Below are 22,730 nucleotides of genomic sequence, written 5' to 3' on the forward strand. Positions count from 1 at the left end.
CCAGAAAACTGTCGCGCCGCGACCCGCCCTACCTCGGTACCGATCTGCCCAGCGTTTAGCTATCGCCGCAGGACACTGGAGACCCTCTGCGGCATGACACAACGGACAGCCCAGCGCCGATCGCAGCCCCGAGGTTGAAGATCCACAGGAATCCCGTGGGCGCCAAGGCCATGATGCTAAAACCGACGACCATTGCCCACGGCGCGCTCTTGATCCACCCTGCACATACTGTGATCGCGCCGGCAACAGCCGCGATAACGAACGGGTAGAGTTCGGTGGTTCCGCCCTGGTAAATAAATGCGACGTACGTGCCGTAGGCAACACCGCCGAGCCCGAAGAGGAAGGCGATTGCGAGAGCAACGTTGAGTTTCATAGTATCGCCCTTCACCACGTACTAGAACTACTGGTCTTTGATGCCGTCGCCATATGCGTGCCGGGACAAGCGCGGCTTTGCCAAAATGATACCCAATGTGCCCCATTGAACTGAGAAGTGTGCGTATTGCGAAGTTCAATGGCCTGCCATCTTGAGGTGGCATTACACCAGAGCCAATCGGTATGGAACGTGCCCGAAGATCTACCGACCACAGTCGATGATGGCGTCCTATCCAGACGTGTAAGGGGCGGCTTGTTAGCGTGATTCCATGGCACACCGAATCATCTGTAGAGCCTGAATACCGCCCACGCTCGTGACGATGCATACGCCCGTCCCGTAGCTCTCAGGGCTACGCCTTGCGTTGCTACATCGGCGCCCGGATGAAGGCCTGCAGCGGGAGCGAACCAAGGGATAGCTCCTCCCACGCGTGACCGCCACCGAAGATCGCCGCCCCCGCCGTCGGGAAGCCCGAAGCGAAGCCGGCCTCGCCCACCCGGTCCCACAGCTGGTAGGACACGGCGGACATGGTCGGCTCGTGCCCGACCACCATGACCACCCGCCCATTTGCCGCCACGCGTAGCAGCTCCACGACGTCGTCCCCGCCGGCCGAATACAGGCTCGGCTCCACGAAGCGTTCCTTGACGACCAGTCCGCCCGAGGTCAACGACTCGAGGGTCTGGAGGGTGCGGGCGGCATCGGAGACGAAGAGCTGGTCGACCTCACCCACGGCGCGGTCGATCGCTCCCCCGACGAAGCCGGCCTGCCGGCGTCCGTGGTCGGTGAGCGGGCGGGCGTGATCGGGCGAGCCGTGTCCGGCCTTAGCGTGGCGCATGATGATGAGCATGGCTCCAGCCTAAGCCAAGGAGATGAGGTCGATGTAGTCATCAGACCACAGGTCCTCATCCCCGTCGGGCAGGAGGAGCACGCGCTCGGGTTCGAGCGCGCTGACGGCGCCCTCGTCGTGGGTGACGAGCACGACCGCGCCCTCGTACTTGCGCAGCGCGTCGAGGATCTTCTCCCGGGAGGCCGGGTCGAGGTTATTGGTCGGCTCGTCGAGGAGCAAGACGTTGGCGCCGCTGGCCACGATCGTGGCGAGGGCCAGGCGCGTCTTCTCGCCGCCGGAGAGGACGCCGGCGGGCTTGTCGGCGTCCTCTCCGGAGAAGAGGAAGGAGCCGAGCACCGTGCGCACGTCCGTGTCCGTGAACTCGGTGGGCGCGGCGCGGCGCATGTTCTCGTACACGCTGGCGCCGGTGTCGATGAACTCGTGTTCTTGGGCGTAGTAGCCGAGCTTGAGGCCGTGGCCGTCCTGGACCTCGCCTGTGTCGGGTTGCTCGACCCGGGCGAGCAGGCGCAGCAGCGTGGTCTTGCCGGCGCCGTTGAGGCCGAGGATCACCACGCGCGAGCCGCGGTCGATCGCGAGGTCCACGCCCGCGAACACCTCGAGCGAGCCGTAGGACTTGCTCAGCCCCTCGCCGCGCAGCGGGGTCTTCCCGCACGGCGCTGGCGTGGGGAAGCGCAGGTTCGCCACCTTCTCCGCCGCGCGCTCGGCCTCCAGGCCCTCGAGCATGCGCTCGGCGCGCTTTTCCATGTTCTGCGCCGCCACGGCCTTCGTGGCCTTGTAGCGCATCTTGTCGGCCTGGGCCATGAGGGCCGCGGCCTTCTTCTGCGCGTTTTGCCGTTCACGACGCCGGCGCTTCTCGTCCGTCTCGCGCTGGAGCACATACTTGTCCCAGCCCATGTTGTAGATGTCGAGCGTGGAGCGGTTCGCGTCCAGGTACCACACCGTGTTCACCGTCTCCTGCAGCAGCTGGACGTGGTGGGAGACGATGACGTAGCCGCCACTATAGGCCTTGAGCCAGTCGCGCAGCCATAAGATGGAATCATGGTCGAGGTGGTTGGTCGGCTCGTCGAGCAGCAGGGTCTCGGCGTCGGAAAACAGCACGCGGGCGAGCTCGACGCGCCGGCGCTGGCCGCCCGAGAGGGTCTCGAGCGGCTGGTCGAGCACGCGGTCGGGAAGCCCGAGGGCGGCGGTGATGCGGGCGGCCTCCGAGTTGGCGGCCCATCCCCCGGCGGCGGTGAACTCCGCGTCCAGGCGCACGTAGCGTTCCATCGCCTTTTGCTGCTTGGGGCCGGTGAGGGTGGACATCTCGCGCTCGGCACGGTTGATCCGGGCGATCATCTTCTCAATCCCGCGCACCGACAGGATCCGTTCGCGCGCGATCTGCGTAAGGTCCCCCTCGCGGGTGTCCTGGGGCAGGTAGCCGACCTTGCCGCGCCGGTGGATCGCTCCCCCGCGTTCGACGACGTCGGAACTCGCCTCCTCGCCAGCCAGCAGGCGCAGCAGCGTGGTCTTTCCGGCGCCATTTCGCCCCACCAGCCCGATCCGCTTGCCGCGGGCGACGTTGAGGGAGACCTCGTTGAGGAGGACGCGCTCGCCGATGCGCATGTGAACGTTGAGTCCCTGAATCATTACCCCAGTCTAACGGGAGCGGGCTTGCGCGCCCGAGTCAGTACTTGTCGGATGGGCAGGATAGACTCGTGGCAAAGAACACGAAAGGGGCCTGGCATGACCTTCAATGACAACGCTCAGCTCAACACGTCCGGGGTGAGCAGGGGCCGACGCGGCGCCGCAGTTGGCGGAATCGGAGGCTTTGGCCTGGTGGGAGTGGTCATCTACTTCCTCCTCACCGGCACCCTGCCCGATTTCGGCCAGTCCTACCAGGCACCCGTCCAGAGCGAAGACACGTCGGCAAGCCTGGAGCAGATGTGCCAAACGGGCGCAGACGCCAACAAGTACGTGGAGTGCCGCATGGTGGGCGGGAAGAACTCCATCGACGACTTCTGGGGCCGCCAGACCCCCGAGGAGCTGGGTATCCGCTACCGCCCGGCCTCGCTCAACCTCTTCTCCGGCCAGGTCTCCACCGCGTGCGGCGCGGGATCATCGCAAACCGGGCCCTTCTACTGCCCGGGCGATCAGACGATCTACATCGACGTCACGTTCTTCGACCAGCTCGAAAGCCTTGGCGCGGACAACGCCCCGCTGGCCCAGCTTTACATCCTTGCCCACGAATACGGCCACCACATGCAGCTGCTGACGGGCGACTTGAACAAGATCGATCATCGCTCCAGTGGCGAGGACTCCTCTATGGTCCGCTCCGAGCTGCAGGCCGACTGCCTGGCGGGCGCCTGGATCCACAACGCCGCCACCACCACCGATGCCAACGGCAATACGTTCATGAAGCAGCCCACCCAGGAGGAGTTGCGTGCCGCGCTGAACGCCGCCCAGGCCGTGGGCGATGACCGGATCTACGAAAACGCGGGCCTGCAGGCCAACCCGGACAACTTCTCCCACGGCTCTGCCGAGAAGCGCATGGAGTGGCTCACCCGCGGTATCAACGGGGGCACATACGAAACGTGCGAGACCTGGAGCGTCGCACATCCGTAAAGCGTCTACTTGACGATCGAGATCCCGGTCGCCTCGGCGGCCTCTTCGAGTGAGCCAAGGTTGACCACGTCGGTGAATCCTTGCTCCTCCATGTGGGCCTTGGCCTGCCCGGCGCGGTTGCCCGAGCGGCAGTAGAGCAGGTACTGCTCGTCCTTATCGAGCTCCGCGATCCCCGACGCGAATTCCCCGGAATTCCAATCGAGGTGGAGGGCGCCATCCAGGTGGCCGGCGTCGTACTCCTCGAGGGTGCGTACGTCGATCACCACGGCGTCGCCCGAAAACTCCTCCGAGGTGATCGGCGAATTGGACGAGCAGGCGCTCAGGCTCAACATGAGAGCGGCAAGAGCCGCGACGCGTCTCATACGTTGAAGCCTAGGGCTCGCAGCTGGTCGCGCCCGTCGTCGGTGATGCGCTCCGGGCCCCACGGCGGGAGCCACACCCAGTTGATCCGAAGGTCATCCACGAGCCCGGCCACCGCCTGGCGCGCCTGCTCCTCAATGACGTCAGTGAGCGGGCATGCGGCTGAGGTAAGGGTCATGTCCGCGATCGCGGTGTTGCCATCGAGCGTGACGCCGTACAGCAGGCCGAGGTCAACAATGTTGATGCCCAATTCGGGGTCGATGACGTCGCGTAACGCTTCTTCGATGTCTGCGACGTTCGGTGGTGTCTGAGTCACTGCCATCTCCTATTCTTGGCCCTACTCGAGGGCCTGGTCCGTTGCGTCGCGCAATGCCATCCATCCCAGCAGCGCGCATTTGATTCGCATGGGGAACTTGGACACGCCTTGGAAGGCCGAGGCGTCCTCGAGCAGGTCGGCGTCCTCGTCCGAGATCGCCCCGCCCTGCTGGTCCATCATGTGGCGGAAGGTGTGGTAGAGCAGGTCGAATTCCTCCACCGTCTTGCCGTCCACGAGCTCGGCCATGATCGAGATTGACGCCTGCGAGATCGAGCACCCGTGCCCGTCCCAGGCCAGGGCGATCTTGCCGTCCTCGATGTTGACCTGCATGGTGACCTGGTCGCCACACGTGGGGTTGACCTGGAAGGATTCCCCCGCCGGGTCGGTCAGGCTCCCTTCGCCGTGGCGTTCGCGCGCGGCGTCGAGAATGATCTCCTGGTACATCTGTTCGAGTTCGTTCATCGCCTCAATCCTTTAGTCCAAAGAACGAGCGTACACCGGAAAGTACCTCGAGGAACACGTCGACTTCTTCCGCCGTGTTGTAGGGCCCGAACGACGCGCGGCTGGAGGCGTGAACTCCGAAGTGGGCGTGGACGGGCTGGGCGCAGTGGTGGCCCACCCGGATCGCGATGCCCTTCGAGTCGAGCACCTGGCCGACGTCGTGCGGGTGGACGCCGTCGACGTCGAAGCTGACGATACCGAGCCGGTCGCCGGCGTCGGTGGGGCCAAGCACGCGCACGCCCGGGATCTTCGCCATCCCCTCGAGCGCGCGGGCCGTGAGGGCGGCCTCGTGCTCCTCGACCCTGTCCATCCCGATATTCATGAGGTAGTCGGCGGCCACTCCCATGCCCACGGCCTGCGCAACCGGCTGCGTGCCAGCCTCGAAGCGCGCCGGCGGCATCGCGAACGTGGTCTTGTCCATGGTCACGATCTCCACCATCGACCCGCCCGTGAGGAACGGCGGGAGCGCCTCGAGCAGCTCCTTGCGCCCGTAGAGCGCGCCGATGCCGGTGGGGCCGAGCATCTTGTGCCCGGAAAAGACGGCGAAGTCCACATCGAGTGCGTGGAAGTCCACCGGCATGTGCGGCACCGACTGGCACGCGTCCATGACGACGACCGCGCCCACGCCCCGCGCCAGTTCCACGATCCGCGCCACGGGCGCGACGACGCCGGTCACGTTGGCCACGTGGGCGTAGGCAACTACCTTCGTGCGCTCATCGACGATCCCGTCGGCAATCCCGCGGTCGACGTCGATCCGCCCGTCCTCCGTCAGCTCGAACCAGCGCAGTTCGGCACCGGTGCGCAGGCACAGCTCCTGCCACGGGATGAGGTTGGCGTGGTGCTCGGCGCGGGTGATGACGATGTTGTCGCCCTCCCGCAGCGTCATCCGTTCCTGGGCCCGACGCAGCTTCTCCGCGTGCTTGCGCCCGCCGCGAATCACGGACTCCCCACGCCCGCGTGAGATGTCGTCGAACGCGTAGGCAACGAGGTTGAGGGCCTCGGTGGAGTTTTTCGTCCACACGATCTCATCCGTATCGGCGCCGACAAAGCGCGCCACCGACGCGCGGGCCCCTTCGTAGGCCTCCGTGGACTCGGCGGCCAGCTGGTGGGATCCGCGCTTAACCGCGCCGTTGTGGTGCAGCTCCTGGCGGTCGACGGCGTCGATCACCACCTGCGGCTTTTGCGACGTGGCGCCAGAATCAAGATAAACGAGGGCCTCCCCGCCCTGCATACGACGTTGCAGGACGGGGAAATCCTCTCGCGGAGCAACAGAGTGCATTACTTCTCGAAACGCTCGTAACCCTCGGCCTCAAGCTGATCGGCGAGCTCGGGGCCGCCCGAGAGCGCCACGCGGCCGTCCACGAACACGTGCACGTGATCGGGCTTGATGTAGCGCAGGATGCGGGTGTAGTGGGTGATGAGCATGATGCCGTTGCCGTTGGTGGCATGGACACGGTTGACGCCCTCGGACACGAGGCGCAGCGCGTCGATGTCGAGGCCCGAGTCGGTCTCGTCCAGGACGGCGAACTTCGGCTTGAGCATCTCCATCTGGAGAACCTCAAGGCGCTTCTTCTCACCGCCCGAGAAGCCGACATTGACGTCGCGGCCGGCCCACTCCTTCTCCACCTTGAAGTTCACCATCGCCTCATCCAGCTCCTTGACCCACTGGCGCAGCTTGGGGGCCTCGCCGTCGATCGCGGTCTTGGCCGAACGCAGGAAGTTCGTGACGGTCACGCCCGGCACCTCCACCGGGTACTGCATGGCGAGGAACAGGCCAGCCTTGGCGCGCTCGTCGGCGGTGAGCTCAACGATGTTCTCCCCATCGAGGAGGATCTCGCCCTCGGTGATGGTGTAGCTCGGGTGGCCCGCGATCGCGTAGGCGAGCGTAGACTTGCCGGAACCGTTCGGGCCCATGATGGCGTGGATCGCGCCGTGCTCGATCGTCAGGTCAACGCCCTTGAGGATCGGCTTGGGGCCCTCGGCGGTCTCAACGGACACGTGCAGGTTCTTAATTTCGAGAGTAGACACGAGTTTTCTTCTTTTCTCTTGAGGATCAATAGTTACAGCGTGAGGAGGACGCTTTCGCCGTCCACCCGCACCGGATAGGTCTGGATCGGCACGGTGGCCGGTGGGGAGAGCGGCTCGCCAGTTTCCACACTGAAAGCCGCGCCATGACGGGTGCATTCGATTTCGTCATCGAAGACCTCGCCCAGGGAGAGCTTGAAACGCCCGTGCGAGCACTGATCATCCATGGCGAACCAGCGCCCGGCCTCCGTGTGGATCACCGCGATGTCCTTGCCATCCATGGTGAATCCCTCCACGGTTCCGGGTGCCACATCCGACACGGAGCAGATTGGCCGTTCGCTCATTCGGCAAGCTCCAGCACGATGTCGAGTTCCTTCTCAATGGACTCCATGAGCTTGGACTGCACCGACTCCACGCCGATCTGGTTGATGAGCTCGGCGAAGAAACCGCGCACTACCAGCCGGCGCGCCTGATCCTCCGGGATGCCGCGCGAGCGCAGGTAGAACAGCTGCTCATCGTCGAAGCGGCCGGTGGCAGAGGCGTGGCCGGCGCCCTCGATCTCGCCCGTCTCGATCTCCAGGTTCGGCACGGAGTCGGCGCGCGCGCCCTCGGTAAGGACCAGGTTGCGGTTGAGCTCATAGGTGTCCGTGCCCTCGGCGTTGGGCTGGATCAGCACGTCGCCGATCCACACCGAGTGCGCGTCATCGCCCTGCAGCGCGCCCTTGTAGGTGGCGTTCGACTTGCAGTTGGGCTGGTTGTGGTCCACGAGCAGGCGGTTTTCGATGTGCTGGCCGGCGTCCACGAAGTAGGCGCCCAGCAGGTTGACCTCGCCGTTTTCGCCCCCGAAGTCCACCGACGTGGTGGTGCGCACCAGGTCGCCGCCGAGCGAAACCACGATGTGCTTGAGGTTGCCATCCCGGGCCACGTGGGCGCGATTGGAGGAGGTGTGGACGGCGTCGTCGTCCCAATCCTGGATCGTGACGAAGGTCAGGTGCGCGCCGGACTCGACGTCGATCTCGATACCTTCGGCGAGCCGCGCCGAGCCGACGTGGTTGACCACAACAGTGGCCTCGGAAAACGGCTGGGCATCGATGAGCAAGTGGAGGGCCGACACGTCCTTCAAACCGGAGCCGTTGATGGTCACCACGACCTCGCGCTCCAGCTTCGTATCCTTCGGAAGGGTGAGGACGTAGGCATCTTTCGAGCTGTTCCAGGCGAGGGCGGCCACGCGGTCCTCCGGGGGCATGATGCGGCCGAGGCGGTCGTCGTCGTGCGTCACCTTCTCCAGCAACGACGGCTCGGAGGCACTGATGGCCGGGAGCTCGCCGGAGACCTCGTCGGCGAAGAAGTCCTCCATGCGCTCGAGCGGGGTGAAGCGCCACTCCTCCTCCGTGCCCTGCGGGACCGGGAAGTCCCCCAGGTTAAAGGAGAGCAAACGCTCCGCTCGAGACGCTGCGGGTTGAATGGTAGTCATCAGCCAACGGATCCTTCCATCTGAAGAGCAATAAGGCGGTTAAGTTCGAGCGCGTATTCCATCGGGAGTTCGCGGGCGATCGGCTCGACGAAGCCGCGCACGATCATCGCCATCGCCTCTGTCTCCTCGATTCCGCGGCTCATAAGGTAGAACAGCTGATCGGCCGACACCTTCGACACGGTGGCCTCGTGGCCCATCTCCACGTCGTCGGTACGCACGTCCACGTACGGGTAGGTGTCCGAACGCGAGATCTGGTCGACCAGCAGCGCGTCACAGAGCACGTTCGACTTCGAGTGGCGCGCGTTCTCGTTAACCTGGACCAGGCCGCGGTAGGAGGAGCGCCCGCCGCTGCGCGCCACGGACTTCGACACGATCGAACTGTGCGTATTCGGTGCGTTGTGCACCATCTTCGAACCGGTGTCCTGGTGCTGGCCCTCGCCGGCGAACGCGATCGAGAGGGTCTCGCCGCGCGCCTGCTCGCCCATGAGGTAGACAGCCGGGTATTTCATCGTCACCTTCGAACCGATGTTGCCATCGATCCACTCCATGGTGCCGCCCTGCTCGACCATCGCGCGCTTCGTGACGAGGTTGTAGACGTTGTTCGACCAGTTCTGGATGGTCGTGTAGCGCACGCGCGCGTCCTTCTTGACGAAGATTTCAACGACGGCGGAGTGCAGCGAGTCCGACTTGTAGATCGGGGCGGTACACCCCTCCACGTAGTGGACCGAGGAGCCCTCGTCGGCGATGATGAGCGTGCGCTCGAACTGGCCCATGTTCTCCGTGTTGATGCGGAAGTAGGCCTGGAGCGGGATCTCAACGTGGACTCCCTTGGGGACGTAAACGAACGAGCCGCCCGACCACACGGCCGAGTTGAGGGAGGCGAACTTGTTATCGCCCAGCGGGATCGCGGTGCCGAAGTATTCTTCGAAGATCTCCGGGTATTCCCTCAAGCCCGTGTCGGTGTCCAGGAAGATGACGCCCTGCTCTTCGAGGTCCTCGCGGATCTTGTGGTAGACCACCTCGGACTCGTACTGGGCGGCGACGCCGGCCACCAGGCGCTGCTTCTCAGCCTCCGGGATGCCCAGGCGGTCGTAGGTGCGCTTGATGTCCTCCGGGAGGTCCTCCCAGGTGGTGGCGGTCTTCTCCGTGGAGCGCACGAAGTACTTGATCTGGTCGAAATCGATGCCGGTCAGGTCGGCACCCCAGGTGGGCATGGGCCGACGCTCGAACATCTTCAGCGCACGCAGGCGCTTGTTCAGCATCCATTCCGGCTCGTTCTTCAGCGCGGAAATGTTGCGCACGACATCTTCGTTCAGGCCGCGCTGAGCGGACTCAGCTGCCGGATCCTTGTCATGCCACCCGTACTGGTAATTGCCAATGGAGGCAATCGTTTCTTCCTGGGTCAAACCCTCGTTTGTACCCGGTGCGGTTTGGGTCATCAGTTTCCTTCCGAGACGCCGCCGTGGGGCGGTGTAGTTGTTGCGCGTTCCGTAGAGCGCGACGATCGCGAACGAGTTCGCAAATTCTTGGGTAGCCCGAGCGGGATATTCGTGGTGCACACGTGCCCGCCCGCGGCGATGGTGGACAGTCGTTGAATCGGGACGTCGAGGAGGCGCGCGAAGGCCTCGGTTTCTGCCTCGCACAAGAGCGGGTAGTCCTCGGCGCTCTCGTGGATTGGGCAGTGGCCCTGGCAGATCTGGATGGCCAGCGCGTTCGGCCCGCCGCGGCGCAGGGTGGCCACGTACCCGTCGCGGTTGAGGGCGTCAGTGAGCGCGGCAGCGCGGACAGCTGGGGTGGTGCCGGCGGCGTCGAGGATCGGCCCGTAGCGCTTGACGAGCGATTCGGCGCGCGCCTGAATGAAGGCCTCCAGGCCCTCTTCGCCCATGGCGTTGCGGACGAACTCGAGCGCGTTACCTGCCAGGTCGGAATATCCCTGGCCAAGCTGGCTCTGACCCTCGGCGGTTGCGACGTACTTGCGCGACGGGCGGCCGCGCCGGGCGTGAGCGCGCACCGGGGCGTCGTATTCTTCGATGAAGCGGTCCTCCACGAGCACTCCGATGTGGCGACGCACGGCCGCGGGGGTGAGGACGAGGATCTTGGCAAGTTCCCCGGCGGTAATCGGCCCGCGTTCGACGATCAGACGCAGAATCTGCCCGTACGTTCCTTGGTCATTCACTCGCTTCACCTCCTTGCGCCATTAAGAAACATGATCGTTGCTTTAATGTGAAATCTCAAGTCGACCCGCGGGCAGCGACACCGTACATATTCACATTCGCAGTGCGCGAAGAAGGCGCCAAGTAGCCGCCCTCATGCGAGAGCGGGCGCGCGCCTCGGGGCGTCGGAGCGCTAGTTCGTCAGCGGGAGGCGAACCTCGTCGTCGGCCTTGAGACCGCGGCTGAGGGAGACGTTCGCGGCGAGTATGCCCGCCACCAGGCTGGGGCTGGACAGCTCCTGGCGTAGCACGGCGTTCGTGACCGCATTCAGCCCGAACCACTCGACCACGATCTCGGCCTCCTCCTCTCGTCGCGTAAAGGACGGCGAGGGCCGGTGGGTGAGGTCGAAGGCGAGGAACACCCCCAGGTCCTCATCCGACACCCCGGGCGAGGTGACGAAGTTGATCACGCGGTACCAGGAGGTGGCCACGTAATCCGTCTCCTCCTGCAGCTCGCGGGCGGCCGTCAGCACCTCGGCCTCCCCCTCCGCATCCCGCAGGCCCGCGGGGATTTCCCACATGATACGCCGCGGCGCGTGGCGGTACTGGCGAATGAGGAGCACGTCCCAGTCCTCCCCCGGCGACTCCGAGGGGCGTAGCGCGACAATCGCCACGGCGTCGTCGTGATTCATCCACTGCCGGCGCGCCCGGTCGCCGGCCGCGAACTCGATCTCGTCGTCAAAGATGGTGAAAATCGGGCCGCGGAAGCGCTCCACACGGTCGGTGAGGCGGACGTGGCCCGGGGCGGGAATATCGCGCAGTTCAGGTTTCACTCTTCCAGCCTAGCGCGTGAGGCTGGCGAGCGCCTGGCGGTCGGTGGCGTACAGGGCCGCGGCGGAGGCTCCAATGATCACGACGCCGCCCGCGCACGCCGCGCCCAGCGCCGCAGGTATCGAGCTGCTCCCGGCGAGGACCCACTCGACGAGTGCCCAGGCACCCGCTCCTGCGAGGGCCACGACCGGGGCAAGGAGCAGGGAGCGGGCAATCCCGGCGAGGGCCTGAGGGCCGAGCGAGGCCCGGATCATGGCGAGCACCGCCACGCCGCCGACCGTCAGCCCCACTGACATGGCGATCCCGATCCCGGTGAGCATTCCCGTGCGTCCGCCCATCCCGGCCGCGTGCATGATCGCGAGGCAGACCACCACGGCGCCCCAGCCCACCGAGTTGGCGAGGATGACACGGCGCGCCTCTCCACGCGCGTAGAGCACCCGAACGCCGTGGTAGAGCAGCGAAAAGCCGATGAGGCCCACGGCCATCGACCGCATGGCGGCATCGAGCCCTGCGATGTCGCGCCCCACCTCGAGCACGATCTTCGCCGGCCGCGCAAGCACGATGAGAAGGGCCGCGCAGACGATCCCCATGGCGAGCACCAAGCGCGTGGACTGGGCCACCAGCCGCTGCAGCTGATCCCCCATCGCGGCCGAGATCCGGGGGAAGGTGACGGTGGCGATGGGAACGGCCAGCACGGCATAAGGCACCATGAAGATGGCGTAGGCGTAGTTGAAGGCGGCGTACGTGCCCGAATCACCCGAGTGGTTGGCGCTGAGCATGATCGCGATGATGGCGATCTGCTGGGCGGCGAGCGCCCCGAGGCCGGCCGCCCCGAGGCGCAGAGTCTCGCGTCCCACACCCGACGGGAACGTGAAGGTTGGCCGCAGGCGCACGTACCGCCCTGCCACCGCGAGCTGGGGCAGGGAGAAAAGCACCACCCCGAGCGTCGTCCCCCAGGCCAGCAGGGCGACGTCGGCGCCCGTGAGCTCCCCGGGGTCGGCGAAGGCCGGCACCCGGGTGGCGTAGAGCAGGAACATCGCGGTAACCGACAGCGAGGACAGGAGCGGGGAGAGCGCGGGCCAGAAAAAGCGGTCGTGGCTGTGGAGCACGCCCGTGGCCACCACCGACAGCCCGTAGAGCGGCACCTGGACGGCGAACACACGTAGCAAGAGCGCGGCCAGGTGCTGGGTGGCCGGGTCGGCCTGGGGCAGGAGCAGGGCGGTGAGCGGGCCAGCGAGGAGCGCCACGACGACCGCAACGCCCGTGCCCACGCTCAAAATCCACGTGGCGAGCGCGGAGGCGGTCTGCCCCACCAACCGCTTGTCCCCGCGCGTGACGAAGCGGGACAGGATGGGGATGACTGCGCCGGCCAGCGCGCCGCCGGCAGCCACTTCGAACAGCACGTTCGGCACGGTGTTTGCCGTGTCGTAGGCGGTGGCGATGGCGGAATCGGACAGGGCCCACGATTGGGAGAGCTTGCGCAGCAGGCCGAAGACGCGCGAGAAAAGCGTGAGGGCGGCCACCAGCCCGGCCGCCCCGGCAAGTGCCCGCCCCGAGCGCATCATGCCCGGCCCAGGTTATCGAACTCGCGTAGCACCGGCGTGTTCTCGATGACAGCCGAGAAGGAGACCTTTTCCGAGGCCGCGGTCAGCGCGATGAGCCCGGCAACGGCCGCGCACTTGCTCCGCATCGGCAACGCGGTGAGTGCCACGCCGAGGTGCGCGCCGATCGCGTTGGCGCCCAGGTCACCGAGCATCTTCTTCCCCAGCAGGTCCTCACGGATGCCCGCCTGCGCGGCCCCAAGTGAGACCTGCGCCAACGGCGTGGCCGGAAGGGCGGCGCAGGCTGCAAGTGAGGCAACCTTGCGGGCGCGGCCCGGGCGCAAATCGAGCAGATTGATGAAGTTGGCACTGAGCGCGATGAGGGCGGCATCCAGCGCCTTCTCCCCCGAGTGCGTGCCCGTAAGGGCCCCCGCGCCCAGCGCGCCCGCGCCGATCGCCGCAATCTTCAGCAGGCCCGAAGTCAGCTTACCCTCTTTCAGCGCGCCCAGGTGCCCGTGAAAACCCTTGCCTTGGGCGGGAAAGCGATCCTCCAGATGGTCATCGATGTAGCCCGCGCCGGCCGCGGCGAGCGTGGCAACAAGCGTAGCTGTCGACTGCCGCGCACCCGCCCGCATCCCCGTCACGGGACAGGGCAGCGCGGCCACCAGCGTGCCCGCCAGCAGGCCGGCCGCCGTCTCCAGACCGCCCGTCAGCGACACCTTCCGTCCGGCGAAGTTCGTCCGCTCCCAGCCCGGCAGCCGCCTCGCCAGCCCGTGGCGCGCCACGACACTACCGGCTATCGCGCCGGCCACACCCATCATGCGTTATCGGCTTCGTCCGACTCCCCCGCATCAGCGGGCTCCTCGGCAGGCTGCGAATCCTCGCTTGGCTCTGCCGCGGGCTCCTCGGCAGGCTCAGCAGGTTCGGCAGGCGCCGCCTGGGCGGGGGCCTCCGTGCGAGCTCCCATGATCGCCTGGGCGCCCGCGTCGAGGCCAAGGTGGACCAGCTGGTCTCGAAGTTCGTTCGCCACCGCGATCGCCGCGTTGATCTGGCCGACCACGGTGTCAGGCGAGTCGATCGTCGACACCGGCGCCCCGGCCTCGCGCAACACCTTCACCACGTCCGTGTCCGAGTTCGCCGCGCCCGCCACCGCGGCAGGCCCGCGCGTGCCGAGCTCGGTGACGAGCGCGCTCCACGTCTGGGTGGTGTACTGCTGCTGGGCCACCGCGTCGGCGTCGGCGTCGGCGGGCATGTCGACGTCGGGCGCGAAGACGAGCACCGCGTCAGCGGCCTCCCCCAGGCCGTCAATCGCAAGCATCGGCGTGTCCGTGCCCGTCATGAGACCGGCCAACGTGTCGTGCTTGGCGGCCCCCTCGCGCACGAGCGCGTTGAGCGCCTGCGCAAGCACCAGGTTTGTATCGGCGTCGTCGGCCACGCCCGGCACGTAGGAGCGGATCTGGTCGGAGAAGGTGGAGCGGAACGACGTCGTCGACGCCGCCGTCCATGCCTCCGTCACACTCGCCTGGCCGGTCACCTTGGCGCCCGCGAGCTCAAGCTTGGCGCGCGCCGCGCTCACATCGGCCTCCACCACGCCCGGTAGTACGACGATCGCCACAGTGCGGCCCGTCAGCGTGCCCTCCACCAGGCTCGGCGCGATCTCATTGAATGCCTGGTCCTGGGAGTCGATGGCCTGGGCGAGGTCCGCGTTTTCCTGCTTGAGGTTCTCGTTCGTCACGCGCAGGTCAGCCACCTGGCCCTGCAGCACGTTGCCGATCGAGTTCTGCAACGGCCCTGCTCCCAGGATGATCCCGATCGCGAGGGCGAAGAAGACGGAGATGAGCGAAACTAAGTGATACCTAAAATCAACCACGATGAGACCCTAAAATAGATTCTTGATCCAGATGATCAGATCAGACCACCACACGTTACTCAGGTCGAACGCGATCCGCCCCAGCTCCGTGGCGGACACCGCCGCGACCACGCCGGCCACCCCGGCGATGATTAGCAACGCGATCTGCCAATTCGAGATGCGCGACCTGTAGAGCCGGCTCACGCCGCGCGCGTCAACCAGCTTCGAACCGACCTGAAGACGGGTCAGGAACGTCGAAGCCATGCCCCGCCTGCCCTTGTCCAGGAAGTCCATGAGATTCGAGTGCGTGCCCACGGCAACCAGCATGCTGGCGCCCTTGCCGTCGGCCAGCAGCATCGCGATATCCTCCGACGTGCCGGCCGCCGGGAAGATCACGTGCTCCACGCCCAGGTCCTCCACGCGCTTCTCCCCCGGCGCGTTCCCGTCGCGGTAGGCGTGCACCACGACCTCGGCGCCCGAGCGGATCGCCTCATCCGACACCGAATCCATGTCGCCAATCACCATATCGAGCTTGTATCCGGCCTCGAGCACGGCGTCGGCGCCGCCGTCCACGCCCACGATAATCGGGCGGTACTCGCGAATGTAGGGGCGCAGCGTGCGCAGGTCTTCCTTGTAATCGTGCCCGCGCACCACGATCAGCACGTGGCGCCCCTCAAACTGTGTGCGCACGGCCGGCATTCCCGCGCCGTCCAGGATGAGGCTCTGTTCCTTTTCCAGGTACTCCATCGTGTTGTTCGCGAACGCCTTGAGCTGCACGGTCATCCCAGCCCGGGCCGTGGTTTGGTTCGCGTCGATGGTCTCCTGGGTCTGCACGTCGCCGTGGCTGATAAGCGTGGTACCGCGGTAAACCTCACCCTCGGGCGTAATGCGTAGCGAGTGGCCCTCGTGGATGTCCATGATCCCCGAACCCAGGTTATCGATCACCCAGATGCCGGCGTCGTGCAAAATCTGCGGGCCCATGTTGGGGTAGCGGCCCGAGGTGGACTTGGCGGCGTTCAGCACCGCGGCCGGCTGCTTTTCCACCAGGCCCTCGGCGGCCACGCGATCGATATCCTCATGGTCGATCACCGCGATCTCGCCTGGGCGCAGGCGTTTGACTAGATTCTTCGTGCGCGAATCGACCCGGGCGACTCCCGTGAGCTCCCCCGTTGCGATCTCCTCGACACGACGACGCTTAAACATCATGCCTTCATCATGACACAACAGCACCCGAAATGAGCTCAGCCGCGTGCGTGCGCGCCACCTCCGATTCGGCGTGCCCGGACAGCATTCGCGCCAGTTCCGACACCCGCTCCTCGCCCTCGACCACCACGACGTCCGTGGAGGTCGTCACGCCCTCGCTCTTCTTCGCGACCACGACATGGTGGTTCGCGTACGCCGCCACCTGTGCCAGGTGGGTGACGGTAAGGACCTGGCTGGCACGTCCCACCTTCGCCAGGCGCTCACCCACCGAAAGCGCCGTCTTTCCGCCGATTCCAGCGTCCACCTCATCGAAGATGAAGGTGTGGTCGGGGCGCGGGTCGGCATTGAGGGTGACTTCGAGGGCAAGCATGATGCGCGAGACCTCGCCGCCCGAGGCGGCCACGCTGAGCGGCAGGTCCGGGGCTCCGCGGTGGGCGCGCAGGAGGAAGCTCACCGAATCGATGCCGTGGCGCGCCGGCTCCTCTCGCGGCTCAACCGCAACGCTAAATGTGGCGTCTTTCATGGCCAGATCGTGCAGCTCGGCCGTGACCATGGCCCCGAGTTTCTCGCCCGCGGTGCGGCGGGCGGCCCGGAGCTTGCGACCGGCGTCCATGAGCGTCTTGTGTGCCGCGCGCACCTGCTCCTCGAGCTGTACCAGGTGCTCCTCGGGCGCCGCGAGCTGGGCGAGCTTGGCGTCGGCCGCGCCGCGCTCGGCCAGGATCTCCTCGACCGTCATCCCGAGGTCACGCTGGAGGGAGCGCAGCTCGGCGCGCCGGGCGTGGATGGAGTCGAGCTCCTCCGGGTCGGCGTCCAGCCCCGACAGCTTCACGCCGAGCGCGTTCGTCACGTCCGAGGCCAGCAACGAGACCTCGCGCAGCTGATCCGATAGGGCGCCCAATTCAGCGTCGGCGTCGCGAACCTGCGCCAGCAGCTCGGCCGCGGCGTCGATCGCGCCGAGCGCCCCGGCGTCGTCGGAACCGGACAGCGCCGCGATCGAGCCCGCCATCGCCGAACGCAGGTCCTCAACGTTCTCGAGCACGAGCGCGCGGGCCTTGAGCTCGTCCTCCTCGCCGGCGCGCGGCTCGACGGCATCCACCCGCTTGACCAACGCCTCCAGCGCCAGCCGCTCGGCGGCCGCCTGGCGCATGTCCGCCTTGAAGTCCGCTAGCAGCTCCTCGCTCTCCCGCGAGGCCGCCCACGCCGCCTCGTAGCCTGCGCGGGCCGCGGCGAGCTTCTGCCCGCCGAACGCGTCGAGCGCGTGGCGCTGCTGGGCCTCCGAACGCAACTTGAGCTGGTCGGCCTGGCCGTGGACGGTGATGAGATGCTCGGCGATCTGCTCAAGCAGCTTGACCGGCACCGACTGCCCACCCGCATACGCGCGCGACCGTCCCTTCGCCGGCACGTTCCGCGCCAAGATCACGGCCGCCTCGTCGCCCTCGACGTCGACGACGCCACCCGCGTTTTCCACCAGCTCCACCACCGGCGAGTCGGCGCGGACCACGAAGGTGGCCTCGACGCTCGCAGCCGTGGCGCCCTGGCGCACCCGGTGAGGCTCGGCCTTGGCTCCCATGAGCAGGCCGAGCGAGGTCAGCGCCATGGTCTTGCCCGCGCCCGTCTCGCCCGTAATCGCGGTCATCCCGCGCGAAAGATCAACGTGGGCGGACTCGATGACGCCCAGATTCGAGATACGCAGTTCGTCGATCACGCCTCATCCTTTGGTCGGCGCCAGCCCTCAACCGGAAGGTGGAACTTGCGCACCAGCCGCCCGGAGAAGGGCGAATCGTTGAGGCGGGCGAGCCGCACGGGGTGGCCGCCCTTGACGGCCGTGATGAGCGAGCCCTCCGGCGCCTCGATGTTACGCCGCCCGTCAAACCACACCACGGCGTTATCGGAGCGGATGTAGACCTCGAGCGTCGACTCCTTCGACACCACCAGTGGCCGGGCGAAGAGCGCGTGGGCCGCGATCGGGGTGAGTAGGAGCGCCTCCACGTCCGGCCACACGATCGGGCCGCCGGCGGAGAAATTGTAGGCGGTGGAGCCCGTGGGCGTGGACAGGAGCACGGCGTCGGCCTTGAACGAGGACAGCCCGCGGCGGTCCACCCCGATGTCGGCCTCGATCATGCGCATGTGCGGGCCCTTCTCCACCGAGGCCTCGTTCAGCGCCCAGTCGGTCTTCGTGGAGCCGTCGGGGAAGGTGACCGTGACGTCGATCGTGAGGCGGGAGTCAACCGTCCACTTGCGCGCCACCACCGCCTGGACCACCAGGTCAAAGGCCTCCGGGTCCTCCTCCGCGAGGAAGCCGACGTGGCCAAAGTTGATGCCGAGGATCGGTGTCTCGTACGGGCGGGCCAGCTCGGCGGCCCGCAGGATCGTGCCGTCCCCGCCGATGACGAGCAGGAGGTCGGCGTCGGGAAGGCGATCCAGGTCCTCGTCCACCCAGAAAGAGTCGGCGCCCGCGGCGGCGAGCCGGTCACGCGCGACCCGCGCCTCGTGGCGCGCCTCGTCCCGGCGCTCGTGCGTGACGACTCCTACGCAAACACTCACTGGCCCTCCCAACGCGCGCCGGCCGGCCCCGAGGCCACCGCGTCCTCGATGGCCGCCTCGAGCCGATCACCCAGGTCGGTCCCACCGGCTTTCATGTGCAAGAAGTATTCTACATTCCCCGCCGGCCCGGGTAGCGGGGAGGGCGCCACCGCGCATACCGCCAAGCCCGACTCGCGCCCCGAGCGCGCCACATTGAGTACCGTTTCGACATGATGGGCCGGGTCGCGCACCACCCCGCCCGCGCCCAGGCGTTCCTTGCCGATCTCAAACTGCGGCTTGACCATGAGCAGGAAGTCCGCCGTATCACTCGCACAGCGGGCAAGCGCCGGAATGACCAGGGTGAGCGAAATGAACGACAGGTCCCCCACCACCAGGTCCGGCGCCGGCGCCACGTCCTCGGGTTGGAGCGTGCGCACGTTCGTCCGCTCCATCACCACGACGCGCGGATCCTCCCGCAGCCGCCACAGCAACTGGCCGTAGCCGACGTCGACAGCGAGCACCTCACTCGCCCCGCGGCGCAGTAGCACGTCAGTGAAACCGCCCGTCGAGGCGCCAGCATCCAGCGCACGCACCCCCTTCACCCGTGGCGCGTCCGCGCCCAGGTAGTCGAGCGCGCCGATGAGCTTGTAGGCACCGCGCGAGGCGTAATCGTCCCGCTCGCCCTCCTTGACCACGAGCGGCAACGCCGGGTCCATCTGTCGGGCCGGTTTCGTCACCTCCATCCCGTCGAGATACACCCTGCCGGCATGGATGAGGTCCGCCGCCTCCGAGCGCGAACGCGCCAGCTTGCGGCGGACCAACTCGGCGTCCACCCGAATGAGCTTGGCCATCTACGCCTGCGCCCGATTCAGCCGGATCGTCAGCTCCTGGTGAATCTTCTCCAGGTCCGCGATCTGCTCCTCGCGCTCCTTGCTAGGGAGCGCCTCGAGGGTTTGGGCCACGTTGATGCGCTGCGGCATCGGGGTACTCATCAGCGCACGACCTTCAGCTCCGGCAGCCACGCCAGCTCCTCGCGCGGCGTGCCCTCGTCGATCGCGTGCCACACGGCCGCCACCGCCGCCCGGTACTCGTCGAGCGTGACGGTGGCCGCGGCATCGGCGTCGTTGATCACCAGACGGCCGGCCTCCAGGCGCGCCCATGCCCCGCGGCACACGAAGTCCTCGCCCTCGGCGACGACGGCCGGGGCCGGCTCGCTCAGGTCCGACATGTCGATCGCCAGGTAGGTGGGGCGCTCGGAGTCGATGGCGAGCATGATGTCGCGCGCCTGGCTCACGCCCGTAAGTACGTGCAAGGACGGCAGGCCGCCCGCGTTCGCGCCCGCGATGTCGGTGTTGAGGCGATCGCCCACGCACAGCGGGTTGGCCGCCGCCGTCTCCTTCATCGCCAGGCGGTACATGTCCGGTGCGGGCTTGCCCGAGCTCAGCGGCTGGACCCCGGTGGCATGGATGACCGCCGCCACCATCGACCCACACCCCAGGTACTGCCCGCGCTCAAGCGGCAACGTCGCATCTAGGTTGGTGGCCACGTACAGCGCGCCGGCCCGGATCGCCAGCGCGGCCTCGGACAGCTCACGCCACGACAGGTCCTTCGACAGGCCCTGGATCACCGCGTCGGGCTGATCGTCGGCCGACTCCACCACCTGCAGGTCCGTGCGCTCCAGCTCGTAGAAGAGGCCCTCAGTGCCGAGCGGCAGCACCTTCGAACCGGGCGCCACGTGCTCGAGCAGCTGGGCGACGCCCGTGCGTGAGCTCGTGTAGATCTCCTCGTCTGCCGCCTCGATCCCCACGGCCTCAAGCTTCTTCGAGACCGACGGTGGGGATGCCATCGAGTTGTTCGTAATGAACGCCTGGCCCACGCCCTTGGCACGCGCCTGCGCGAGGCTCGCCGCCGCGTTCTCTACCGGGAGCGTGCCACGGTAGCACACCCCGTCCAGGTCGAGGAACAGGTAGTCGAATGCGTCAATCAGCGGCTTGTCAGTATTTCCCAGACTCATGCGTCCTCCTCATTCAGATCCAATTCCTGGTCCTCCTCGAGCGCGACGTCAAGGGCGTCACCGAAAAGGTCGTCCTGGACGAACTCTTCGTCCGCTTCTGCCTCCGCTTCGGCTTCTTCCGCGGGCGCCTCAGGCTCAACGACGTCGGCCTCAACAGGTGCGAGCTCAGGATCGACCAGCTCATCGCTCACGACCTCGTCGGCGTTATCCTCCAGCTCGTCGGCTAGCTCCTGGGCGAGTTCCTCCTCAAGCTCGGCCTCGAAGTCGGTCGCATCGTTAACCTCGAGGGCCTCTGAGAGCTCCGAGTCCTCATCGGCCTCAGGATCCTCCACATCGGCGGACTCAGCCTCATCGGAGGAATCCGAGGTGGTGTCAGCTCCGGCGACCGGCTCGACATCGTCAAGCACGTCGTCGAGGTCAACCATGATGTCGCCACCCTCGCCCTCGTAAATCGGCGCCCAGGTGGCGCGCAGCTCCTCGGCCTCGTCCGCGCGGCCGAGCTCCTCAAGGCGGTCGGCCTTGATCAGCTGGACGCGCGCGGCAAGCTCCTCCGGCAGATTCTCCACGATGATTTTCTCCAGGACGGACAGGCCGCCCTCAGAGTTTCCGGTCTCCGCACGCGCGCCGGACGTCACCAGCGCCAACTCGATCTGTCCCTCCGCCTTAAGGCGCTGCAGCGGGATGCCCTCGATGAAGCGCAGCGCCTTCTCGGGTCGGCCCAGGCCACGCTCGGAATCGGCCTCAAGGGGAACGTGCGTGTAATCGTCGCTCATGCGACGGTAGGTCCGTAGCTCGCGCAGCGCTTCCGAGTAGCGCCCGGTAGCGTAGGCCGTAAGGCCGAGTGCCTCGCGCACAACATCGATGCGAGCCGCGCTCTTGTAGGCGGCACGTGCGTGCTCATAGGCGATCTCCGGGTCGATATCAAGCATCTCGCCGGCGTAAACCAGGTGGCGGGCAACGCGCTCGGCGTTGTCCTTGTTGAGCGAGCGTAGCTGCTTGCGTGCACCGGCATCGAGCGCGTCCGCCGTGATGGATTCAGGGATCTCAAGCCTGTCCTGCTCGACATTGCGGCGGACCTGCTCCTGATTGCCAGCCTCGTCGAAACGCTTCTCACGGCGCTCGTCTCGTTCACGATTCCAGTTGCCGTGCCGGCGGCCGTCGCGATCCCAGGACCCACGGCGGTCATTGCGATCGTTCCGGTCACGATTCCAATTACCCCGTCGATCATCACGGCGGTCATTGCGATCCCGACTCCAATTACCATCACGACGGTCGTTACGGTCTCGGTTCCATTTGCCACGATCATCACGCCGATCATCACGGTAGGAAGGACGACGATCCTTACGGCGCTCGGAGCGCTCATTGCGATCCCAGGAACCCCAACGATCATTGCGGTCGTCATTGCGGCTCCAGTTGCCACGTTTGCTACCGCGGTCATCTCGGTCCCAGTTACGACGCTCGCTGCGGTCGCGGTACCAGTTACCCTCGCGGCGGTCGTTACGGTCGCGATTCCAATTACCACGATCATCGCGCCGCCCCTGGCGGTCGTCGCGATCCCACGAACCACGCCGATCATTGCGATCATTACGGTCGCGGTTCCACGAGCCCTGACGGTCACGATCCGACCTAAAGCCTTGCCGACCTCCGGAACGCTTCGAGGCCGAGTTCCACCCAGAGGAACGGCGCTCGCCACGCTGGGAGTTGTCGGAGTTATCGTATTGAGACATAGATTCCTCACGGTTTAAGTTTTCAAACAACAGCATTCAACGCTTCTAGCCTACCGGAGATAGCGCCTGCGAATCCGATCGATCGCTGTAAGACGCATGACACCGGCTGCACGGTAGATCAGACGCTCGGCGGGTGCGGCAGCGTACACGGCGCCGCTTCGGACGGTCAAGCTTGAGCCCTCCGCCGCGCCGTGACGACCACCAGAAGCATCCTGCCCAGCGCAAACCACTTCGCGATACAACTCGTGACTCTGGCACCTGCCAGACCCGATTAGAAAAAAGTAGCCCGATATACTCACGAGTTGCGTCGGGCTCGGGGTATGAAAAAGGAGAGGGGGCCTGGACAATTATGACCAGACCCCCCCTATCAAGTTTGGTGACGGCGGTGTCCTACTC

At 66.5% G+C, this 22,730-nt stretch carries 24 protein-coding genes; 1 reads left to right on the forward strand and 23 read right to left on the reverse strand.

Features of this window, described 5'->3' with window-relative positions; genetic code table 11:
* Positions 1-55: 55 nt before the first annotated feature.
* The 3 genes from HMPREF3167_RS02285 to HMPREF3167_RS02295 form a co-directional block, all read right to left on the reverse strand.
* Positions 56-373 (reverse strand): hypothetical protein, encoded by a 318-nt coding sequence (locus tag HMPREF3167_RS02285; protein ID WP_070445247.1) that lies wholly within the window; start codon positions 371-373, stop codon positions 56-58.
* 364 nt (positions 374-737) lie between these two features.
* Positions 738-1,217 (reverse strand): SixA phosphatase family protein, encoded by a 480-nt coding sequence (locus HMPREF3167_RS02290; RefSeq protein WP_070445250.1) that lies wholly within the window; start codon positions 1,215-1,217, stop codon positions 738-740.
* Positions 1,218-1,226: 9 nt separating this feature from the next.
* Positions 1,227-2,843 carry an ABC-F family ATP-binding cassette domain-containing protein gene (locus tag HMPREF3167_RS02295; protein ID WP_070445253.1) on the reverse strand — a complete coding sequence of 539 codons (1,617 nt, stop codon included), beginning with the start codon at positions 2,841-2,843 and terminating at the stop codon, positions 1,227-1,229.
* Between the two features lie 96 nt (positions 2,844-2,939).
* Between HMPREF3167_RS02295 and HMPREF3167_RS02300 the strand changes: the two genes are divergently transcribed.
* Positions 2,940-3,818: a KPN_02809 family neutral zinc metallopeptidase gene (locus HMPREF3167_RS02300; protein ID WP_070445256.1), complete on the forward strand. Its 879-nt coding sequence runs from the start codon at positions 2,940-2,942 to the stop codon at positions 3,816-3,818.
* Between the two features lie 5 nt (positions 3,819-3,823).
* On the opposite strand, the gene HMPREF3167_RS02305 is transcribed toward HMPREF3167_RS02300, so the two are convergent.
* The 20 genes from HMPREF3167_RS02305 to HMPREF3167_RS09905 form a co-directional block, all read right to left on the reverse strand.
* Entirely contained in the window at positions 3,824-4,180 is a 357-nt protein-coding gene (locus HMPREF3167_RS02305; RefSeq protein WP_062612641.1) for a rhodanese-like domain-containing protein, read from the reverse strand.
* A complete protein-coding gene (locus HMPREF3167_RS02310) occupies positions 4,177-4,500 on the reverse strand; it encodes a metal-sulfur cluster assembly factor (RefSeq protein WP_062612643.1) in 324 nt (107 codons plus the stop codon). The genes HMPREF3167_RS02305 and HMPREF3167_RS02310 overlap by 4 nt, the downstream gene beginning before the upstream one ends.
* Before the next feature lie 15 nt (positions 4,501-4,515).
* Positions 4,516-4,956, reverse strand: coding sequence for a Fe-S cluster assembly sulfur transfer protein SufU (gene sufU / locus HMPREF3167_RS02315; RefSeq protein ID WP_062612645.1), 441 nt, complete (start codon positions 4,954-4,956; stop codon positions 4,516-4,518).
* Positions 4,957-4,960: 4 nt separating this feature from the next.
* Positions 4,961-6,274: a cysteine desulfurase gene (locus tag HMPREF3167_RS02320; RefSeq protein ID WP_062612647.1), complete on the reverse strand. Its 1,314-nt coding sequence runs from the start codon at positions 6,272-6,274 to the stop codon at positions 4,961-4,963.
* Positions 6,274-7,023, reverse strand: a complete 750-nt coding sequence (sufC, locus tag HMPREF3167_RS02325) for a Fe-S cluster assembly ATPase SufC (protein ID WP_062612649.1) — start codon at positions 7,021-7,023, stop codon at positions 6,274-6,276. The genes HMPREF3167_RS02320 and sufC overlap by 1 nt, the downstream gene beginning before the upstream one ends.
* Positions 7,024-7,055: 32 nt before the next feature.
* Positions 7,056-7,364 (reverse strand): Rieske (2Fe-2S) protein, encoded by a 309-nt coding sequence (locus tag HMPREF3167_RS02330; protein ID WP_062612650.1) that lies wholly within the window; start codon positions 7,362-7,364, stop codon positions 7,056-7,058.
* Positions 7,361-8,494 carry a Fe-S cluster assembly protein SufD gene (sufD, locus tag HMPREF3167_RS02335; RefSeq protein WP_062612652.1) on the reverse strand — a complete coding sequence of 378 codons (1,134 nt, stop codon included), beginning with the start codon at positions 8,492-8,494 and terminating at the stop codon, positions 7,361-7,363. The genes HMPREF3167_RS02330 and sufD overlap by 4 nt, the downstream gene beginning before the upstream one ends.
* Complete coding sequence (gene sufB, locus HMPREF3167_RS02340) at positions 8,494-9,933, reverse strand: Fe-S cluster assembly protein SufB (protein ID WP_068539260.1); 1,440 nt, start codon at positions 9,931-9,933, stop codon at positions 8,494-8,496. Before sufB ends, sufD begins: the two co-directional genes overlap by 1 nt.
* A complete protein-coding gene (locus tag HMPREF3167_RS02345; protein WP_236698635.1) occupies positions 9,933-10,670 on the reverse strand; it encodes a helix-turn-helix transcriptional regulator in 738 nt (245 codons plus the stop codon). Before HMPREF3167_RS02345 ends, sufB begins: the two co-directional genes overlap by 1 nt.
* A 170-nt stretch (positions 10,671-10,840) precedes the next feature.
* Positions 10,841-11,479 carry an NUDIX domain-containing protein gene (locus HMPREF3167_RS02350; protein ID WP_062612658.1) on the reverse strand — a complete coding sequence of 213 codons (639 nt, stop codon included), beginning with the start codon at positions 11,477-11,479 and terminating at the stop codon, positions 10,841-10,843.
* A gap of 9 nt (positions 11,480-11,488) precedes the next feature.
* Positions 11,489-13,042: a murein biosynthesis integral membrane protein MurJ gene (murJ, locus tag HMPREF3167_RS02355; protein ID WP_070445259.1), complete on the reverse strand. Its 1,554-nt coding sequence runs from the start codon at positions 13,040-13,042 to the stop codon at positions 11,489-11,491.
* Positions 13,039-13,839 (reverse strand): hypothetical protein, encoded by an 801-nt coding sequence (locus HMPREF3167_RS02360; RefSeq protein WP_083200647.1) that lies wholly within the window; start codon positions 13,837-13,839, stop codon positions 13,039-13,041. Before HMPREF3167_RS02360 ends, murJ begins: the two co-directional genes overlap by 4 nt.
* On the reverse strand, positions 13,836-14,888 hold the full coding sequence (locus HMPREF3167_RS02365; protein ID WP_070445260.1) for a copper transporter: 1,053 nt from the start codon (positions 14,886-14,888) through the stop codon (positions 13,836-13,838). The genes HMPREF3167_RS02360 and HMPREF3167_RS02365 overlap by 4 nt, the downstream gene beginning before the upstream one ends.
* Positions 14,889-14,897: 9 nt before the next feature.
* A complete protein-coding gene (gene steA / locus HMPREF3167_RS02370; RefSeq protein ID WP_062612664.1) occupies positions 14,898-16,073 on the reverse strand; it encodes a putative cytokinetic ring protein SteA in 1,176 nt (391 codons plus the stop codon).
* Positions 16,074-16,080: 7 nt separating this feature from the next.
* On the reverse strand, positions 16,081-17,775 hold the full coding sequence (recN, locus tag HMPREF3167_RS02375) for a DNA repair protein RecN (protein WP_070445263.1): 1,695 nt from the start codon (positions 17,773-17,775) through the stop codon (positions 16,081-16,083).
* Positions 17,772-18,614: an NAD kinase gene (locus tag HMPREF3167_RS02380; protein ID WP_062612668.1), complete on the reverse strand. Its 843-nt coding sequence runs from the start codon at positions 18,612-18,614 to the stop codon at positions 17,772-17,774. The genes recN and HMPREF3167_RS02380 overlap by 4 nt, the downstream gene beginning before the upstream one ends.
* Positions 18,611-19,444, reverse strand: a complete 834-nt coding sequence (locus HMPREF3167_RS02385; protein ID WP_062612670.1) for a TlyA family RNA methyltransferase — start codon at positions 19,442-19,444, stop codon at positions 18,611-18,613. The genes HMPREF3167_RS02380 and HMPREF3167_RS02385 overlap by 4 nt, the downstream gene beginning before the upstream one ends.
* A complete protein-coding gene (locus HMPREF3167_RS09785; RefSeq protein WP_160326857.1) occupies positions 19,445-19,585 on the reverse strand; it encodes a hypothetical protein in 141 nt (46 codons plus the stop codon).
* On the reverse strand, positions 19,585-20,607 hold the full coding sequence (locus tag HMPREF3167_RS02390; RefSeq protein ID WP_070445267.1) for an HAD-IIA family hydrolase: 1,023 nt from the start codon (positions 20,605-20,607) through the stop codon (positions 19,585-19,587). The genes HMPREF3167_RS09785 and HMPREF3167_RS02390 overlap by 1 nt, the downstream gene beginning before the upstream one ends.
* The gene (locus HMPREF3167_RS09905; protein WP_210382956.1) at positions 20,604-22,334 is read right to left on the reverse strand and encodes a tetratricopeptide repeat protein; all 1,731 of its coding nucleotides are present in this window, start codon (positions 22,332-22,334) and stop codon (positions 20,604-20,606) included. Before HMPREF3167_RS09905 ends, HMPREF3167_RS02390 begins: the two co-directional genes overlap by 4 nt.
* Positions 22,335-22,730: the final 396 nt, after the last annotated feature.

This window comes from Trueperella sp. HMSC08B05, assembly GCF_001808405.1.
GTDB lineage: Bacteria > Actinomycetota > Actinomycetes > Actinomycetales > Actinomycetaceae > Trueperella > Trueperella bernardiae.

What these genes read in the sequence shown, in the direction of transcription:
- HMPREF3167_RS02300 (WP_070445256.1), top strand. Translation starts at nt 2,940, where the DNA reads ATGACCTTCAATGACAACGCTCAGCTCAACACGTCCGGGGTGAGCAGG.
- sufU (WP_062612645.1), bottom strand. Translation starts at nt 4,956, where the DNA reads ATGAACGAACTCGAACAGATGTACCAGGAGATCATTCTCGACGCCGCG.
- HMPREF3167_RS09905 (WP_210382956.1), bottom strand. Translation starts at nt 22,334, where the DNA reads ATGTCTCAATACGATAACTCCGACAACTCCCAGCGTGGCGAGCGCCGT.
- HMPREF3167_RS02305 (WP_062612641.1), bottom strand. Translation starts at nt 4,180, where the DNA reads ATGAGACGCGTCGCGGCTCTTGCCGCTCTCATGTTGAGCCTGAGCGCC.
- steA (WP_062612664.1), bottom strand. Translation starts at nt 16,073, where the DNA reads ATGATGTTTAAGCGTCGTCGTGTCGAGGAGATCGCAACGGGGGAGCTC.
- HMPREF3167_RS02390 (WP_070445267.1), bottom strand. Translation starts at nt 20,607, where the DNA reads ATGAGTCTGGGAAATACTGACAAGCCGCTGATTGACGCATTCGACTAC.
- murJ (WP_070445259.1), bottom strand. Translation starts at nt 13,042, where the DNA reads ATGATGCGCTCGGGGCGGGCACTTGCCGGGGCGGCCGGGCTGGTGGCC.
- HMPREF3167_RS02330 (WP_062612650.1), bottom strand. Translation starts at nt 7,364, where the DNA reads ATGAGCGAACGGCCAATCTGCTCCGTGTCGGATGTGGCACCCGGAACC.
- HMPREF3167_RS02295 (WP_070445253.1), bottom strand. Translation starts at nt 2,843, where the DNA reads ATGATTCAGGGACTCAACGTTCACATGCGCATCGGCGAGCGCGTCCTC.
- HMPREF3167_RS02385 (WP_062612670.1), bottom strand. Translation starts at nt 19,444, where the DNA reads ATGGCCAAGCTCATTCGGGTGGACGCCGAGTTGGTCCGCCGCAAGCTG.
- HMPREF3167_RS02310 (WP_062612643.1), bottom strand. Translation starts at nt 4,500, where the DNA reads ATGGCAGTGACTCAGACACCACCGAACGTCGCAGACATCGAAGAAGCG.
- sufB (WP_068539260.1), bottom strand. Translation starts at nt 9,933, where the DNA reads ATGACCCAAACCGCACCGGGTACAAACGAGGGTTTGACCCAGGAAGAA.
- HMPREF3167_RS09785 (WP_160326857.1), bottom strand. Translation starts at nt 19,585, where the DNA reads ATGAGTACCCCGATGCCGCAGCGCATCAACGTGGCCCAAACCCTCGAG.
- HMPREF3167_RS02285 (WP_070445247.1), bottom strand. Translation starts at nt 373, where the DNA reads ATGAAACTCAACGTTGCTCTCGCAATCGCCTTCCTCTTCGGGCTCGGC.
- HMPREF3167_RS02360 (WP_083200647.1), bottom strand. Translation starts at nt 13,839, where the DNA reads ATGATGGGTGTGGCCGGCGCGATAGCCGGTAGTGTCGTGGCGCGCCAC.
- HMPREF3167_RS02320 (WP_062612647.1), bottom strand. Translation starts at nt 6,274, where the DNA reads ATGCACTCTGTTGCTCCGCGAGAGGATTTCCCCGTCCTGCAACGTCGT.
- HMPREF3167_RS02290 (WP_070445250.1), bottom strand. Translation starts at nt 1,217, where the DNA reads ATGCTCATCATCATGCGCCACGCTAAGGCCGGACACGGCTCGCCCGAT.
- sufD (WP_062612652.1), bottom strand. Translation starts at nt 8,494, where the DNA reads ATGACTACCATTCAACCCGCAGCGTCTCGAGCGGAGCGTTTGCTCTCC.